The 16615-nt window shown below is 66.5% G+C and carries 10 protein-coding genes; 4 read left to right on the top strand and 6 right to left on the bottom strand.

Going from position 1 to position 16615, the window contains the following annotated elements; translation table 11 throughout:
• Nucleotides 1–4: 4 nt before the first annotated feature.
• Nucleotides 5–6049 carry a hypothetical protein gene (locus tag DMC64_RS20560; protein WP_125734804.1) on the top strand — a complete coding sequence of 2015 codons (6045 nt, stop codon included), beginning with the start codon at nt 5–7 and terminating at the stop codon, nt 6047–6049.
• On the opposite strand, the gene DMC64_RS20555 is transcribed toward DMC64_RS20560, so the two are convergent.
• The 5 genes from DMC64_RS20555 to DMC64_RS20535 form a co-directional block, all read right to left on the bottom strand.
• Nucleotides 6050–7162, bottom strand: a complete 1113-nt coding sequence (locus DMC64_RS20555; protein ID WP_125734803.1) for a WXG100 family type VII secretion target — start codon at nt 7160–7162, stop codon at nt 6050–6052. It lies immediately after the preceding gene.
• Nucleotides 7163–7167: 5 nt separating this feature from the next.
• Entirely contained in the window at nt 7168–7491 is a 324-nt protein-coding gene (locus DMC64_RS20550; protein ID WP_125734802.1) for a hypothetical protein, read from the bottom strand.
• Between the two features lie 318 nt (nt 7492–7809).
• A complete protein-coding gene (locus DMC64_RS20545) occupies nt 7810–8574 on the bottom strand; it encodes an enoyl-CoA hydratase-related protein (protein ID WP_125734801.1) in 765 nt (254 codons plus the stop codon).
• Between the two features lie 20 nt (nt 8575–8594).
• Entirely contained in the window at nt 8595–9884 is a 1290-nt protein-coding gene (locus DMC64_RS20540) for a hypothetical protein (RefSeq protein ID WP_125734800.1), read from the bottom strand.
• The gene (locus tag DMC64_RS20535) at nt 9868–11445 is read right to left on the bottom strand and encodes an amino acid adenylation domain-containing protein (RefSeq protein ID WP_125734799.1); all 1578 of its coding nucleotides are present in this window, start codon (nt 11443–11445) and stop codon (nt 9868–9870) included. The genes DMC64_RS20540 and DMC64_RS20535 overlap by 17 nt, the downstream gene beginning before the upstream one ends.
• A gap of 750 nt (nt 11446–12195) precedes the next feature.
• Here DMC64_RS20535 and DMC64_RS20530 point away from each other — a divergent pair.
• The 3 genes from DMC64_RS20530 to DMC64_RS20520 all read left to right on the top strand — a co-directional run bounded on the left by DMC64_RS20530 (nt 12196) and on the right by DMC64_RS20520 (nt 14748).
• Nucleotides 12196–12594, top strand: coding sequence for a hypothetical protein (locus DMC64_RS20530; protein ID WP_125734798.1), 399 nt, complete (start codon nt 12196–12198; stop codon nt 12592–12594).
• A 548-nt stretch (nt 12595–13142) separates the two neighbouring features.
• Nucleotides 13143–13814 (top strand): LysE family translocator, encoded by a 672-nt coding sequence (locus DMC64_RS20525; RefSeq protein ID WP_158634242.1) that lies wholly within the window; start codon nt 13143–13145, stop codon nt 13812–13814.
• Nucleotides 13815–13977: 163 nt separating this feature from the next.
• Complete coding sequence (locus DMC64_RS20520; RefSeq protein ID WP_125734796.1) at nt 13978–14748, top strand: hypothetical protein; 771 nt, start codon at nt 13978–13980, stop codon at nt 14746–14748.
• Between the two features lie 87 nt (nt 14749–14835).
• Here DMC64_RS20520 and DMC64_RS20515 read toward each other — a convergent pair whose 3' ends face one another.
• Nucleotides 14836–15636 (bottom strand): hypothetical protein, encoded by an 801-nt coding sequence (locus DMC64_RS20515; protein WP_125734795.1) that lies wholly within the window; start codon nt 15634–15636, stop codon nt 14836–14838.
• Between the last annotated feature and the right edge of the window lie 979 nt (nt 15637–16615).

The raw sequence follows: 16615 nt of genomic DNA, 5'->3' as shown, positions 1-16615 counted from the left end.
CCAGGTGAGCGGAACGGGCCGAGGTGTCCAGTTGCCGCCGGAGCTGCAATCCTTCTTCCGGGTCGGCCTGGGAATGGAGTGGCCGGAGTCCGACGAAGCCGGGCTCCGCGCGATCCAGCGAGCATGGCAGGCCTTGTCCGACGCGCTCGGCGTCTATCGAGACGAAGTGGCGGCCGGCGCGAAGCTGGTGGACGACGCCATGGACGGCGACGTCGCGCGAGCCTCGTCCGCCAGGCTGGGTCACGACTTCTCCGCGGCATTGACCGATTTGGCCCTCCGGAGCGGCGAACTCGCCGGCATGGCCAAGACGGCGGCGCTGAACGTCCAGAAGACCAAGATCATCTTCGTCGCCATGGCCGCGCTGGCCCTCGCCACCGTGCTCACCCTCATCTACTCGTTCCTCTACTTCCTCATCCCGGCGGTCAAAGCGGCGGCTCAAGTCGGCCTGCGGGCCGCGCTGCGGAAACTGATCACGAGCATGACGGCCCTCACCGCGAAAGAACTCGCGCTCGCGACCGCACAGCTGGCCAAGCACGTCGCGATTCTGGCGGGAACCGGCGGAGCGTTCATGGGCGGCCTGGATCTCAGCGTCCAAATAGGACAGATCATGTTCTCGGACCGGAGTGGTGTCGACTGGTCCTCGGTCGGCTACTCGACCCTCGGCGGTATGGGCGGCGGCGCCGCGGCCGGGATTGCCTTCGGAGCGTCGAGAGGCGTTCGCGCTCTCGTCCGAAGCGAACTGAAGGCGGGAGAGACTTTCGCTCCCCGCTCCCTGGTCGCGGGCAAGCTCGGCGACGTGGCAGGCCAGGTGATCGCCACCCCGGTCGGCAACGTCTTCGCGAACCTGGCGACCGGCGGCAAAGGCGGCGTCTGGGGCGGTTTCCTCGGCGCGGGCGGCGGAGGACGGACCACGAGCACCGAGGCGCCCAAGCAGTATCTGCCCGTGTACAGCGATTCCGTCCCGCCAGGTCACCAGCTGCTCATCCCGGCGGCCCGCGAAGAACTCCCGCCTCCCGCCTACACCCCCGGCGATCGCCTCGCGGCCCAAGCGGAGCGAGCCCGGCGCAGACTGGGCAAGCTCCGCCAGACGGACGCGGACGAGATCTACGCGCGGGCCGCGCACATCGTTTCCCGGCACCACCGGATCCCCGTCATCCTCGACGGCGTCGCGTCCGCTCCGATACGGCGGCTGCGGGAACTCATCGACGACGTCGAGGACGTGATCGCCGAACAGGTCCACCACTCGGACGCCAAGGCGGCCGCCGCCAGTTCCTCCGCACTCGCCGACGAGCTCGGGACCCGCCGCACCACCGGTCTGCCGGGTGGAGGTGCGGCGAACCGAACGGAGTGGTACCCCGAAACCGAGGCGGGCCCGTCGAACTACGCCGGTTCCTCCAGTTCGGCGATCGAGTCCTTCCTGGCGCCAGCCGTCGAACTGCAACAGCTGCCACCGGCCCCGTCCGCGAGGACCGAGCAAGTGCGCACGCTCACGCGCGTCAATGGCGTGGTCGCCGAATCGATCGACGGAACCGCGATCCGCGCGGACGTCCGCCAGTTGCTCACCGGTTCCGGCGTGCCCGCCGCGCAGACCGAACGGATACTGAGCGCGCTCACCGACCTGAGCCTGCGGGACAACTTCAAGCTGTTCGCGCACGAGGGCTACGTCGTGACGGACGGGCACGGCCCCGGCGCGGTCGAACTGGCCCTCCGCGGTGAACCCGGCGACGACACCTCGGGCAGCGGCGTCGCCGTCGGCCCCCCGGACCAGGCGCGGCGGACCAATCAGGTCTCCGGCGGAGCGTACAGCTCAGTGACCAAGGACGCCGTATCCGCGCCACGCCGGCAAGGCGCGCTCGGGAGCCATCTTTCGGCGCCTGTTTCGGATCCGCCGATCGCCTGGCGGACCGTCGATCCGTCGTTCGGCATCAAGGGCGTCACCTCGCAGCCGAGCTGGCGGACCTCGGCGACCGGCGAACTGCAGACGGCCACCTCGGTGACCCCACCGGACAAATGGACGGGCGGAACGTTCGACCTGCATCACGGCCTTGTCCTCACCCGGGCCGGTCTGCCGGACGAGACGACGATGGGAACACAGCCGGGCGGCGTCGGGTTGAGCGTGCCCGAGGTGCTGCACGGGTTACGGCCCGCCGACGGCGAATCCCGCGAACCGGCCGGTCCGCGAGCGACTTTCCTCAGCGGTGACCGTCGCCTGTTCACCGCGATCGGGGACGTGGTGCGACAGCATCCCGCGTGGGCGGAGGCGATGAACTCACCCGGTTCGGCGCCACGCGCCGACGTCCAGACCCTCAGCGGCAGCGCGGCACTTTCCCAGGCGGGCGAAAAGCTGGTGGCAGGCGGCACGCTGACGCGAAGCTTGAAGCTCACGAAGCCCACGGGTGGCGCGCTCACCGCGGTCGTCGAAATTTCCGCCACGATGACCGATATCCGCGACCAGATCGCCGGGCCCCGATCGGACGACGGGCCTTCGGCCGGCACCGTGACCGCCCAGGGCCGCGGGCACCGCGGCGAAACCTCGGCCACCGTGGCCTCTCGAAGCCCGTTCGACGTCAACGGTTCGCTCGGCTTCGGTCTCTTGTGGAGCATCCACGACCAGCCAAGCCAGATCTTCGGCGACCGGCTCGATCTCCGGTTCGACGTCAGTGGCTTCCGGTCCGCCGCGGAGAGCCGCGAGACCACCCGCACCGAGGACACCACGGCATCCACGACCTGGTCCTCCACCGGGGAACTCCGGGCGCGGATCAGCGACGTCGTCTACGACATCCGGGTCCGGTTCGACGACGGCGTCGAAGCGAGCGGCAAGCAGTTCGTCCCGGACGGGCGGACCACCTGGTCGGTGGCGGCGGACCACGCCGAAGTGAACGACGCCGTCAGCGCGACTTTCGATCCACGCAAGGTGCTCGGCGCGGCCGAAACGAAGTTCCCCGGGGCCGAGGACGTGCGCGGCGAGCTGCGTAAACGCTTGCCCGAAGGTGTTTTACCCACGAAGGACGATCACTCGGGTCACAGCGCGGCCGCCGACAACGAAACGCTTCTGAGCAGTCTTGTCTCGCCGGAGGGATTCAAGGCCCACTCGGCCGATCTCAACGGCGACGGGCTGTCCTTCCTGCTCGTGCGGGAGACCCACGAGCTCACCAACCGGCCTTCCGAACTAGTCCACGTGCTGATCCGAGCCGTGGGCGCCCCGACCGGGCCGCGACGCGAGGACGCCACTGAAGCGCCGCCGCAAGACGGGCTGAGCGGCGAAATCAACGCCAAGCGCAAGGTGGAGCAGAACGCCTCCGTCGAAGCGTCCATCACAGCCGGTGGCAGCGGCGGCGTCCTGATCGGCGCGGGCTCGGCGGCCACCGTGCGCAGCTACGAACTGTCCGGCGGCGCCAACCGATCGTTCGGCAGCAGGACGAACCAGCTCGGTGTCACCCAGGAATCGAGCCAGGGGCACGGCTGGTCGGCCTCGGGTGTCACCCGGCATACCCGCACCGTCGGCTACCGGGTGACGATTCGCAACGCCGGAAATTCCAGCACTTTCCTGGTTTCCGGCGGGATCGCCGAAACGACGATCGGTGGAAGGACGTCTTTCGACCCGCCGCGCGCCGACGGGAACACGACCTTCAGCCGGGTGGACCATGCCGTCCCCTCCGCTCCGAGCGGGTGGTCACCGGGCAGCCTGCCGGATCATTTCGCCGTACACGGGCTCGACCTGCCTCCCGGGATCCCGGGCTATCTGGCGAACAAGATGTTCGGCGGCCTCAAAGCGCAGCATCTGGCGGAGCACCAGCTGTACGTGTTCGCCGGACGGGACCGGCTCGCCGCCAGGCTTGATCAGCTCGTGACCGGCACCTACCGGATGCCCCTGCATCGCTACGGGCGGCAAGAAGGCGAATACACCGGTTTCGGGGAACGGCTGGGGGAAGCCGGTCTCGCGATCGAGCTCAGCAACCCCCGCATCGACGGCCCACCGCGAAAGACCACCTTGACCTTCACCTCGGGCGCGGGCTCTTCGGTCTCGCATGGCGCTGAGCGAACCAGTCGTGGCTACACCTACGGAAACGGCAGGTCGGGCATCGCCGGCAACTCCGACGGAAACCTGTATGCCTTCCCCCAGCTGGGATACGGCCGATTCGGAAGCGATTCCCAGCGAATCACCAATCGCGCCGAGCAAGAGAGGTCCCGGCGGACGACCTACTCCGGGGACGCCTATCTGGTCACCTACGACGCCACCGTTCTCCTCTCCGTCAACGAGAACCGGCACTTCGGGCTCGGCCCCTACGACTCGACGTCCGCCGTCGCCCCGATCAGGGCCGAAGCCCATCGGCGCGACGCCGTCCAGGTATGGGTCCCGGCTGAGGAAATCGGTCAGATCGGCTTGAAGGCGGACGAGCTCCTCGCTTCTCCCACCGCGGACGCGCGACTGCTGCGGCCGCACGCCTACGACGTGACCGACGCGGTTTCCTTGCGGCCGGAGACGACCAGGCGGCTGATCGGGTCGATCGAGCAGGGGCTATCCGATCTGGTCTCTCCCGCCGCGGCGGCGCCTTCTTGGTTCACCCTCGTTTCCTGGGCAGGCGCGAAAGCCGGGCAGCTGGTCTTCGGGGCGGGAGATCGGCAGGCGGTGAACGCCCTGTTCGCGCAAGTCCTGCCGGATCTGGCGCCCGGACGGCTGGCGCGGCTGCTGCCCGAACTCGTCGCCGGAGGCAAAACCTGGAGAGACTCCTTCGCAGGTCCCCTCGGCGCCATCGACATCGATCTCGTCCTCAAGGCCCGGGTCCTGCCCGGCGAGTTCGAACGAACCACGGACGGCTGGTCCGACGTACTCACCGCACGCGAAGAGACCAAACAGGACCAGGTCCACGCCGAGACCGTTTCACACAGCGCCAATTTCGCCTTCCGCATGCCCTTGTACCTGCCACACCCGCTGGTACGCGGCATCGGGCCCTCGGGCCAGAGCGGCCTTTCGGCGAACACGACGCTCACCACGACCGAGACCACCAAGACCCAGAAGACCGGCACCGCGTCCCTGTCCGGTGATTCGGCCATCTACCGCCATGACATCGAGTTCACAGTGGAACTGAGCCGCACGGCGCGACTCGGCCGGGCCGTCCGTTCCCTCACCGGCGGCCTGACGGACTACTTCACCGGGACACCGGCGTCACACCGGCCGGCGAACGTGCTGGTGCCGGATTCGGTGAGAACCCGCGCGCTCGCGGCGGAAATCGGCGAAGACTTCGCGCACGGTGTCCTCGGTTCCTTACCCGCGACGGCCTACATCGACGTCCCCGGACGCGCCGTCGCCGGTATCGTCACCGACGTTCTCGACGGCGTACCGGTAGCCGAAGGGACCGGCGTCACGCCCCGGGTGCCGAGGGAAGCCACCGCCGCGAGGAACATCGTGGAGACCGCCACCGCCCCTGCCGCCCTCGCCGCCGCACTCCCCCGGGCGCTGACGAGCGCTGGGCACCGGATCGAGGGTTTGGACGCGGATCCGTTCTACGCGGCGGGACTCACGCAACGGAATCCGCTCGCGGCCCTGGTCCTCCATGCCGAACTGGCCGAGGCATGGGTTCACCCGTCCGCCTCGGACGACGCGACGATCACGGCCACCGAGGTGACGGACCGCTCGGTGCGGCAGGATCGCAGTACCGGTCCTATGTGGAACAGTCTGTTCGCTTCCCTCAACGCCAGTCTTTTCCCGAAGACGGCCACCTCCGGCCAGAGTATCGCGGAGGGGTTGGTGCCCGGCACGTCGCTCGTCGACCGCCCGGAACTCCGCGCGGTCGGGCCGGTGCTGAGCTGGATGAACACCACCGGCGTCGGCTCCGGCGGAGTCGTCTCCGAACAGAACGGCAAGACGACCGGGCCGCTGTACCGGGTCCGCGCCCAGGTCACGTGGCAGGTCACCCCGGAGTACCGAGGCACCGAGCACGCGAATTGGACGAGGGAACGCACGGCGTCCGAGCTGGTGTCGTTCCGGACGGACGCCGACGGTCTTCGCACGATCGGTTTGCCGGTACCGGAAACGTCCTCGCGTTGATCACGGCCCCGGTGAAGCCGCGGCATCCGGGTGTCCGGCGTCCCACTGTTTCCGCGCTTCCGCCCAAGCCGCCTCCGCCTGGGCGTGGATGTCGGTCATCTGGCGCCCGAAGGTGATCGCGGCCTTGTCCGCCAGGCCGACGTAGTTCGAACTGCTCTTCGCGTCACTAAGCGTCTTCAGCACCCGGAACGTCTCGGGATGGTGTTGCCGTATCCACTGCTCGAGGAACCTCGCCCTGCGCCTCGGCTCGGCGAGCCCGTGTCCCATCAGCCACTGCTCGTGCTTCTTCAACCAAGGGACCTCGTGGTTCCGCAGTGCGGAGCCGCCGGCCGCCGACGGGCCTGCCGGTCGCGCGGTCGTCGCGCTCATCGGCGGGGCGGGGGTGGCGAGCCCGTCGAGCCGCTCCGCCGCTCGGGCGCAGAACCCTCTCAGCAGCGAGATCTTCGCGAGCGTGCCGGCGACCGCGAGCGCCGCGAGCACGACGCACCGGGTGGTTCCGATGACCAGCGACGCGCCGAAGGTGAACGGCGCGAGCGCGAGGGCGATGACGACGGTCGCGATGATGTCACCGAGCACCGAAGTGATGATGTCCCGGACCAGCGCGCGGACGGCGGCGATCACCGCCATGGTCGTCTCCACCACGTACCCGGCGGTTTCGATCGACTCACTCACCGATTCCAGCCGTGCCCGGTAGCCGGACAGCACGGCGGTGAACGATTCCGCCGTCTCCCCTTCCCAGTCGCTCGTCGCCGAGCGGGTGGCTCGGTCAAGGTCCGCGGTGGCCAGGCGGACGTCTTCGGCGTGCCGGTGCAACCGGTCCGCCATGGCCTTGATCTGGGGCGGGTCGCCGGCGAGCATGTCCAGAGGCGCCCGGAGAAACGCGACATGTTCGATGAGCCATCCCAAGCCGGCCGCGATGAGCTTGCCCAGCGGGTCCAGAACCATCGACGCGGTGTCGAGCGTCAGTGCGACGACGCCGATCCCCAGTTCGGCCGCGACCACCGCCTGGTCACGTTCGTGTGCCTGCCTGATGGTCGTCGCGAGGTAGTTCCCGGTGTCGATGATCCCGGCGCCTGCCGACCAGGTGGCCGGTTCGATCTGCAGCTGTCCCATCGGTGTCAGCGCCACGCGAGGCGGTCGAACCGCGCCGTGTTCTCCTCGTCGGTGCGTTCGACATCGTGCGCGGCCCCACGTACCGCACTGGCGAGCTCGGAGATCCGGGTGGCGAGATCGGTCACCTGGTCACCAAGGCCGGCGATGGCCACCCGGCAGGGAACACCGAGCGCTTGAGCGGCGAAGACACCGAAAGCGCCGACCTGCCCACCACCGAGACCGGAAATGCCCCGGGCGACTCCCGTCAGGTCGGCGGAGATCACGTTTTCGAGATGTCGGGCGTACCGGTCGAGCGCGGGCACGTTCGCGGAAAGCAACGGCGTGGTCATGCCACCATGGTGACGCGAGAACATTACTTCGCACCCGGTAACAAATTAACGGAAATTGAACCATCGAACGTAAGGCGGACTTGTCCTGGTCACAAATGGACATGGCACGTTTCGAAAGTGGCTTTCGCAACACCTGCACAGTCCCAGACGCCCCCACACCCGAGACAGCAGCAGAAGAGTTGTTGAGAGTATGACAAACGTGGTGGGTCGCCGGGGCTCCTGCGCAGGCGCCCGATGCTGCTGTCCGTGAAGGCCTCCTTGAGGGACCCAGAGTCCCTCAAGGAGGCCTTCACGGACTTGACACCTTCCCCGCGCCCCTCACCGGCCCTTGAAGGAAGCCTCTCGCTTTTCCAGGAACGCCTGCATTCCTTCTCTTTGGTCCTCGGTCGCGAACAACGAGTGGAATACCCGGCGCTCGTACCGGACGCCGTCCGAAAGCCCTGTCTCGAGTGCGCGGTCGACGCAGTCACGTGCCGCCATCGCGGCGATCTTGCCGTATCCCGCGATCCGCGCGGCGACTTCCGCGGTCTCGGCGAGGAGGGTGCCGGCCGGGACGACCCGGCTGATCAACCCGATCCGATCGGCTTCCGTCGCGTCGATCAGCCGCCCGGTGAGGATGAGGTCCATGGCTTTCGCCTTGCCCACCAGCCGGGTGAGCCGCTGGGTTCCGCCGATCCCGGGGATGACGCCGAGGGTGATCTCGGGCTGGCCGAATTTCGCGGTATCGGCCGCGAGCACGATGTCGCACATCATCGCCAGCTCACAACCTCCGCCGAGTGCGAAGCCCGACACGGCCGCGACCTTGGGAGTACGCAAGGCGGCGAAGGCTTCCCACCCACCGAAATAGTCCTCCGCGACCATGTCGGCGGCGGACTTTCCCGCCATCTCCGAGATGTCGGCCCCCGCCGCGAACGCCCGCTCCGATCCCGTGATCACGAAGCAGCCGACCTCCGGATCGCCGTCCAGGGGTTTCAGCGTGCTCACCAGCTCGTCCAGCAACGCGGAATCGAGCGCGTTGAGGACCTCGGGACGGTCCAGATACGCCCAGACAACCCGGCCGACGCGTTCGAACCTCAGTCGCATGATGATGTCCTTAGTGGAGGTCAGGAGTCCCAGATGGCACCGTAGGCGGGGATCCCGCGGCGTTCGAGGCCGTGGACGACCTGCCAGGTGAGTTTCTTGTTGGAGATGCAGATGACGGCCTCGGCGCCGAAATCGCGGTACGCGGCGTAGGCCAGGTCGACCATGTCCGGCTTCCCGTGCGACCCGGTGTCCCAGATCCGGGCCCGCGGCTGCACCGCCAAGATCTCGTCGACCAGCTTGTCCCCGTAGGTCACCCGCGGGTTCCGGGTGGCCCAGACCAGCAGCGCGGGCACCTCCTGGGCCAGCAGGTGCGGCAGGCACGGGCCGATCCCGCTGCCGGTGGCCACGTACACGACCTTGCGGAACAGCGTCTCGATATTGGCGACACCGGCGGTGGTGATGCCCTTGACCCAGACATGCGAAGGCATGTCGTCGATGAACTTGCCCGTCCAGTCGCCGGCGCGCGAGATGGTCAGTCGGAAACCGTGCTCGTCTGGGGCCGGGATGTTGGCGAACGAGTGCCACTCGCGCAAGGGCGACCGGCTGATCGCGGTGGACGATCCGGCGAAAGGCTTCCGGCCGTGAGTGAACCGGGTCAGGGCGACGTGCGGCGACGGCCGCTCGATGGTGATCGGGACCCTGCGCAACCTCGTCCACGGTGCCGCGACGGCCACGGTGAGCACGACGAGCATCCAGAACTGCGGCGTGGCGGGCAGCGATTCTCCACTGTGGACCACCCGGGTCACGGTCAGCGCCCAGAACAGAGCCAGCGTCAGCCACCCGCCGAACCGGTGGATCAGTTCGAATCGGTTGTGGGACTTGACCCGCAGCTTCGGCGTCGCGGTGAGGAGGATCCCGATCAGCAAGGCGGTGAGGGTGTAGGCCAGTACCAGGACGGCCGTCGGTGCGCCCTGCACGGTGACCAGCACGACGAACGCGGCGAACCACAGCGATCCGGCCACCGCGCCGCCGACGTGGAGGCCCCCGAAGTGGTACACCTTGCCCAGGGTCCAGCGCACCTTCAGCGGCCAGGTCACGGGCGCGGCGGTGGCTAGCCGGAACAGCAGGTTGATCAAGCGCTGACGCCGGATGAGCACGGCGAGCGAAAAGTTGACGAGCGAGGCGTCGGCCGCGAAGTCCGCGGTGATCCCGCCGGGCAGGGCGAACACCAGTGCCACCAGGTTGAGGGCGAGCACCGACGCGGCCAACCGGTTGTAGTGCATCATCGCCGGATGCTTGAACAGCCGGCGTAGCGGTGGGAGCGGTTCCGGGAGCACGATCTTTCCCGTCTGCTCACCCAGCGCGGTCATCCTGGATCTCCTTGTTCCTCGCCAGTTCGGCGAGCAGTCGTTTGTCGATCTTGCCGCGGTCGGTCATGGGCAGCTCTGGCAGCGCGTGGACGACCTCGGGTGTGCAGTAGTAGGGCAGCATGTCCGCGACCGCCTGACGAGCGGCAAGTGGATCGACCGTCTCGGGTTGCACGAACGCGACGAGCGTCCGGCAATCGGTCTTGAGGGTGACCGCCCTGGTACAGCCGGGTGCCTGCTCCAGGATCGCGGACACCGAGTCGAGCTCGACGCGGAAGCCTCGGATCTTCACCTGGTCATCGGTGCGCCCGAAGTGTTCCAGTTGCCCGTCGGGCGTCCAGCGCGCCAGGTCCCTGGTGCGGAACATCATCCGGCCGCCACCGAGGAACGGGTCCGGCGCGTAGCGCGTGGCATTGAGCTCGGGGTTGGCCAGATAACCCGCCGAGACACAGGCTCCACCGGCCCACATCTCGCCGATCTCACCGATCGGGCAGGGCCGCCCGCTTTCGTCGAGGATGTAGACGGTGTTGTTCGGCACAGGAGTACCGATGGTGAGGAGTTCCGCGTCGGCACGGTGTCGTCGCATGGTGTTGACGATCGTGACCTCGGTCGGCCCGCAACCGTTGTAGAAGGTCTTTCCCCGCGCCCAACGGTCGGCGAGCGGCCGCGGGCACGGTTCGCCGGCGACGGCGACGGTTCGCGCCCGTTCGCACCGGTCCGGGTCCAGCGAGGCGAGGATCGTCGGCGTCGCGATCAGGACATCCACCCGCCCGGCCGTCGCCTCGATGTCGTCGCCGCGGATCAGCAACGTGCCTCCGTGGGTGAGACAGCCCAGGATCTCCCACGCGGCCATGTCGAAGGCGATGCTGAGGATCTGCCCCACCACCGTTCCCGGCCGGATACCGAGGTCACCAGGCTCGGTGAAAAGCAGGTTGGCGACATTGGCGTGCGTGACCACCACACCGTTGGGCATACCTGTCGTGCCCGAGGTGAACAGGACATAGCAGCCCTGTTCGGGTGGAACGTCCACGGCGACGGCGGCGAAGTCCGCCTCTTCGGCCATGAACGTGTCGATGTGGACACTGGTCCGTCCTGTCGGGAGCGTCACAGGCACATCGGATTGGGTGAGCACCATCCGGGCACGGGTGGTGACGAGGATGTGCTCGAGCGCGACCGGGCGGGTGACCCGGGCGTCTTGCGGGACGTAGGCGGCGCCGGCTTTCAAGATCGCCAGAATACCGACGACCATGGGAATTCCCCGGCGAAGGACCAGCGCGACGTGGTCACCCACGCGAACCCCGTTCCCCACGAGGTACGCGGCCAGCCGATCAGCGTGCCGGTCGAGGTCGCCGTAGGAGAGCACTTGCCCCTCGTGTTCGACCGCGATCGCCGACGGCACCAGAGCGGCATGACGTTCGATCGCTTTGTGCACCGCTTCGCCGGGCACGGGGCAGGCCGGCCCCCAGCCATACTGCTGGAAAAGCAGACGATCCCGGGCGTCCAGGCCCGATGATTCCAAGATGGCGGCGGTCGGCAGGGCCTTCAAATCAACGACGGAAGTCATGCTGGATTCGCCTCATTCTTGAATAGCCGACGAGAAAAGGTCGCCACTCCGCATGGAAAGAAACTCGGTCGCCGGCGCTGAGGGTTTCGGTCGGCAGGTTCAGCAGGCACTCCAGGCAAGATCATTACTTCTGGACGGTTCGATCCTGGCATGACTCACCCGGCGTGACCACCGCGACCGTCCGATCTTCTACCGAGTCTGCACCGGTGAACATCCTGGTCGGACATACCGCTGCGCGGCCGTCGTCCCGACCTCGAAGGCGCCCCGGTCGCTTCAGTCACCCTTAGTCACCGCCAGGAACCTCGACAGCACCGAACAGATCCACGGCTCGGCCGAACGATGCCGGCCTGTGTACCGAGAATGCGTACTCTCGTTTTCGGCGAGAGGTTCGTGAAGGAGATCCCCACCTCTTCGACGAGCGCGGAGCAGACGAAGATGGCGCACCGGCAATGGTGTTAAAACTCTTTCTCCCGGCACTCGCCCGGGCCTCACCGAAAGCCGAGGACGGGAACGACGACCGGACGGGAAGTTCGACATGCCACCGAAAGGCCGTGGCGTTCTCGTGGTACGGACGAATTTGATGGAGGAGCGGACCCGCGAAGGTGCCGGCGCGCAGCTTCCCTGCCATCGCCCTGGCACCGCGCCGAGAAGTCTTTCGCGCGTCCGCTGCCGCTTTCGCTTCGATCCCCGGTTCCCCACTGCCGGAAACCGACTGAGACGCACCTCTCGAAGCACGTCGAAAGGATCGTGATGCGGGGAAACGGGCCGAAGCGGGAAATCACCGGCACAGTGGTGAAAGTGCTGGGACATCGTCGTGACGACGCCGGGATGAGCCTGGCACCCTTCGCCAGCCGATGTGTTCGCGCGGGCGAAGTACACGAACTCATCACTACAACCCACGACGATCCCGCCCCCGGAGCGGTCGTCGACGAGGTCGGCTACCTGGTCTTCGCCGAGATCGGGCGGGCCGGCGTGATCGACCGGGGCGACGAGGTCTGGATCGGGACGAAGCTCCTTGGCAGGGTGCTGGGTTTCGGCACCTGCCATCTCCCCGATCATTACGACATCGTCGTCCACAACGCCCGGACGATCACCGGCGAAGACGTCCACCTCCGGCCGGAGCAGGAGCTGCGCTTCCGCAGTTACTGACCGGGCCCCCGTCGATGGTCACCAAACTGTCCGCGACGATCCTCAGGTGGACCCGCCCAGGTGCGAGCTCGGCGGCCATGGCGCGGATCATCACCACGTGCACGACAGTCGTGTACCCGACCAGTCTCATCTTCACCGGTTCGGCCGCACGGGCGACGTCGTATTCCTTGGCCGTGTTCTGGTCACGGTCGATTCCGATGAGCGCGAGCCGGTTCGGCGAGGTCGACGGCGATCCCCCACATCGCTCCGCCGGTTTCCGCGGTGTCCTTCCTCGCGCGTTCGCCGTCTCTCCCGGTCGGTACGACCGAGTGCCTGACAAGTGCCTGACTCCTCACTGATTCCCACAGTGGCCAGACCATTGGGGCCGCGCCCGTGCGGCCCCACATTCCGTACGACCCCGCGGAACGCCTCTGCCCGGCCTCGGGCGTGAAACTCCGGCCTGCGCACTGGACGGCAGCACAGGAGATAGTTCACGAGTGAAACCCCTATAAATCCAGACCTGCCACGGAAGTATTTCGAATCGACCATAGGATCATGTGCATGTTTCTGTGGGCATCACTGCGAGCATCCAGTACTCTCCAGAGGATCATCACGAGCGCGACGTGTCCTTTCTCGGCACGGTAGCCGCCACCGCCGGGGTCTATTTGGCGGGTGCCGTCACTCCCGGACCGAATTTCTTGTACGTGGCGCACACGGCTTCGGCGTCTTCTCGCAGGAGCGCCTTACTGGCCGCATTCGGGGTCGCTTCCGGCAGTGCGACACTGGCGACGATCTACGTCCTGCTCATCGGCGATCTGTTCAGCACGCACGGAATCGCCGGCCGCATCCTGCGACTACTGTGCGGCCTGTACCTGGGGTACATGGGTCTTCGCATCTTGCGAGCACTGCGCTTCACGGACCGACCGACCGATACCCCTGTCGCCCTATCGGGACCGCAGGCGTACTTGCGAGGTTTCCTCACCATCGTCGCGAACCCGAAGGCCATGCTCTTCTTCGGTGTACTTACCACAACCATACTGCCCTTCTCGGTGCCACTGCCCACTCGGGTGTCCGCGGTCGCCGCACTAGCGGTACTGGCATTTTCCTGGTATTCACTGATCGCAATCACCTTTTCCAGCAAATCGATTCAAGTGGCCTATCGGCGCATAAGGTTACCGGTCGACTTGCTGTCCGGTTGCTTCTTTATCGCATTGGGCCTGTACATCGCTTTCACTCCCTGAGGCCGGCCGAATCCACTCCACAGAGAGACGACCAGTGAACTCGATTCCTGACACAATACAATGGATTACTCGAGTGGTCACGAAAGACCACAGTGGAAGGGTCGCCCAGGGAATACTGTCCAGGTATCGCGAGGTGTACAGGTCACCGGCGATGGTCACAGCGATGCTGAACCTGGCCATCGGCTGGCGGACGAACCCTCTCCAAGCAAAGCTCGCGTTCGAAGCATTGCGCCCGGAGTGGGAGGATCGAGGCGGCTTCCTGGAGGCATTGATGCCCGATGAGGTCAGCCGCTGGATCGAGTCGAAGGAGTACGTTGTCGCCGAAGCAGCGCCATCTTCGGCGAACGGCCACGGCCGGTTCGAAGCCGTCGCTCAGCGAATCTACCGGTTACCGGGAAGCGACTGGGTGATCCCGGTCCTCGAAGCTCCCGGCAACGAGATCTACGACCGCCGACTGTACGACGAGATCGCTGAAGCCGGCCCGCAGGCTACAGCTTCCTTCGATTATGGTGGGGTGTTGCCCGCATGGGGATCACGGGGCGCGGCGGGCGCTGTTCGGCACGCCGGCTTCACGGAGTTGCTCCGGCGCGGCCGCCACGCGTTCCCTCGATCCGAAATACGCTTCTTGACGGGATGGATCTACTCGATTCAAGGGCTCGTGCTGTACGACCCCGCCGAGAAAGCCGAGTTCGGCGACCGGATCCGGCTGGAAAGATTCGCCCAGCCACCGGTCATCAACCGACGTTCACTCGAAACTAATATGGGCAGCCGCAGGATGCCTGCCGCCCTTCTCGGACTTCGGCGCGACACTCCCCCGGTACCGGTACTTCTCCAAGACCGTCGCTACGGACTCGATGTGCATTGGTACATACTGGTGGTTCGCGTCGATGACATCGACCAATCGGCGGCGGATCAGCGTTGCGAAGGTCATTGACCGACAGTCGATGGCACGATGACGCCCGGCCGAGGACGCAGGCCCTGGAAGCGTCACGATTACTCCGGGCCTCGCCGATCTTGTGCCTTAAACCGCCAACGTGCCCCAGAGGTTGCTTTCGACGTAGCGGAACATTCCCCCCTCTTGCTGGTAGAAAAAGCCGGTCTCGTTACACCACCAGGCGGTTCGACCGGCGAGATCGATCGCTCGCCAGGAATCCCGCCGCAGGTCCTCGAACTCTTTCGCCGTGACATGCCTGGACATGGCTTCGTGGTCCACGACCACGGGTTTCATCCCCATCTTGGAGATAGTGCGCAACCACGGGTCGATCAGCGTGCCCGCGCTGTCTCTGCCGAAGCAGTAATCGGCGAATTCCGGCGGCGCACAGCCACGCTCGACCGCCGACAGTACCGCTTCGCCATACGCCGAGGGACGAAAAGATCCGATGACGTGCTCTGCGCCGACCTGCCGAGCATGGTTCAGCAGTGAGCGGACAAGGGTGCCGGACAACCGCCGTCCGCGTACCTCCTTGCGAACATTCATCGACAGCAGGCACAAAGTGTTGCCGTCAGCGGAAAATGTCCGCTCACAGGTGCTCGGGTCCCCGGCCACTTGATCCCAGGTCGGCAAGGTTTCGGCCCGCCCGTCCCAGTGGATCCTGTTCACGGACAGCGAGGCGAGCAGCCCTTGCTCGGAGTGAGCGCAGATCTGCCCTTCGGGAAATATTTCCGCACGGCCCAAGAGAGACTCTGCCGGCGCCGACAGCCAAGGTGACCAACATTCTTCCTCAAGCCGAATAAGCTCCTCGGAACCATTGTTCAGCACATAGGAACGCCAGGTTGAGTAAGAGATCTCTCTGGATTCTTCCGACACCGACGACTTGAGCAACTGTTCTCTCCCATGGCTTCACTGGTCTTGCCCAGCTACGAACCCAGCTCTCTTCAGGCAACCGTCGCTCAGCCGACCCCCCGCGTCTACGCCCTCGGCGCGGTTGTTCCGGACAGAGCGGGAGTTCCTTCGCGAAGCATCGTGATACGCGACACTCGATTTCATGACCAGGGTCTCGGCAAAGTCGTCTACCCGCCGGCCGAGCGGGTGGCGAAGAGGGCCGCCACCATGACTTGACACCCTAGCGACTGTCCATAGAGGACGCCGTCAGGATGACTTCCCCCGATTCGGGCGTTGCGGGAGGGATCGTGAGCAGTAACGAGCCGTAGGGGAAAGGTGACCTGTCGGGTGGCGAGTCCGGGGCGCTCGGCGAGGTGAAGGGAACTTTCCCCGCATCGCACGCGCGGAAAGTCCCCTTCTCCTCAGGTGGTGCGACCCTTGTGGGCGACGGAAGGCTCGGAACACGTCGCGAAAGTGGCTTTCGCGACACCACTCACGACCCGCAGGGCGAAACCACACACATAGGCATCAAGAGCGGCAGCGGCCGGCGTTCATGCGACTTTGCCGAGCCCCTGATGTCATCACCTGAGAGCCACCGAGGCGGCGTTTTCGGCGAGGGCCACCAAGTGGGTCATCAACCGGTTCCCGAGTGCTTCCGCTTCCGCCGCGGAAATCGCGCCGAGGCGGTAATCGATACGAAGAGCGTTTCGGATCCGTCCTGGCGCGCGACCATGGACAGCGGGCAGTGCCTGTCGTCGAGAATGTCCACGGGATAGTTGCGAAAGCCCGGCCGCGCGTCGAACAACGGGGCGTCCCGGGCCTCCTCGACCGCGATCCAGCCGAGGTGCTCGTGCGGTGCGCAAGCCGACGATCGACGCCATGTCCGGTACCTGAGGATCACGTCATCCGATCCGGCCGGCTCCCACGGGCCTCGCGACCCATCCGTCGAAGACCGGGTGTGTCGAAGCGCTCCTCGGCC

Origin of the sequence: Amycolatopsis sp. WAC 04197, from assembly GCF_003947475.1 — a bacterium.
GTDB lineage: Bacteria > Actinomycetota > Actinomycetes > Mycobacteriales > Pseudonocardiaceae > Amycolatopsis > Amycolatopsis japonica.
This window is presented reverse-complemented; position numbering and strand designations above follow the sequence as displayed.